General features: G+C 61.4%; 1 protein-coding gene. It reads right to left on the bottom strand.

The window, feature by feature from the left end:
* Positions 1-173: 173 nt before the first annotated feature.
* Positions 174-659, bottom strand: coding sequence for a hypothetical protein (locus EN893_RS35550; protein ID WP_164749075.1), 486 nt, complete (start codon positions 657-659; stop codon positions 174-176).
* Between the last annotated feature and the right edge of the window lie 330 nt (positions 660-989).

The raw sequence follows: 989 nt of genomic DNA, 5'->3' as shown, positions 1-989 counted from the left end.
CCGCTGCGCTCGGAACAGCAGCGCCATGACGATGACGAGCCATGCCTGCTCTCGGGCGCAGCAAGAAGCGACCGATTTTGAGGTCGTTTCTACTGCCTTCATATTGCGGCGGAATCTGTTTCAAGGCTCCGCATGAGCCGATCGGCGTGGCTCCGCGATTGTGAGTCTGCAAGCTAGTAGCGCTCGAACAGTGGCCGCCGGAAGCCGGCGTCGCGCCCGGCGATCAGCCAATAGAGCAACCCGGCGACAAGGCCGGCAGCGGCGATGATGCCGATGTCGACCCAACGCTCCGGGTCCATATCCTCCGGCGCGCTCGGCCAGATCAAGGCGAAGCCGCCGACCGCGGCGCCGGCGCCGAAAACCATATGCAGCAGGACATTGCGCAGCGAGAAGAACTCGGCGATCAGCGCGAAGATCAGCGTCTGCAGCGCGGTCACCACGATGGTCAGGAAATAGACGAACATGCCGAGCGGCGGCACCAGCAGCACCGCGATCGGCGAAACGCCCATGACGTCGAAATAGCTGGGCGCGTTGGGCAAGGAACTGAGCACGCCATAGATCACCGCGATGGCGATCAGGCCGACCAGCACCGATACGAAGTAGCCGGCCAACATCATCAATATGCGCTTCATTACGTGCTTCGCCGTCGCCATCCCCATCCCCCAATGCGGCGCCTGGAGCAATTCCAGGAAAAGTGTGAACGGTTTTCCGTCCGGAATTGCGTCAAAACAAAGAGTTAGAGTAGTTCACCGTTCCATGAAACGGTGAACTGCTCTGGCGCGACAGTCAGCCATCAAAGCGGGACAGACGCAAGGGGAGGCGACGGTTGGCAAGGGCAATCGCTTCGGCCAAGTCCGACTTGTGGCGGAAACCATCAATCACCGAGATCGGCGCCGCCCCTCATCGCCCTGCCGGGCGTTCGTTGTTCGAAAAGCCAAGCAGTTGGCTTTTCGTCCGCTGCGCGGACCACGCCTCGACTCCCCGTATAG

This window comes from Mesorhizobium sp. M7A.F.Ca.CA.004.04.2.1 (genome assembly GCF_004022825.1).
Taxonomy (GTDB): Bacteria; Pseudomonadota; Alphaproteobacteria; order Rhizobiales; family Rhizobiaceae; genus Mesorhizobium.
Note: the sequence above shows the minus strand (reverse complement) of the source record. Positions and strands in the feature narration are given on the sequence as shown.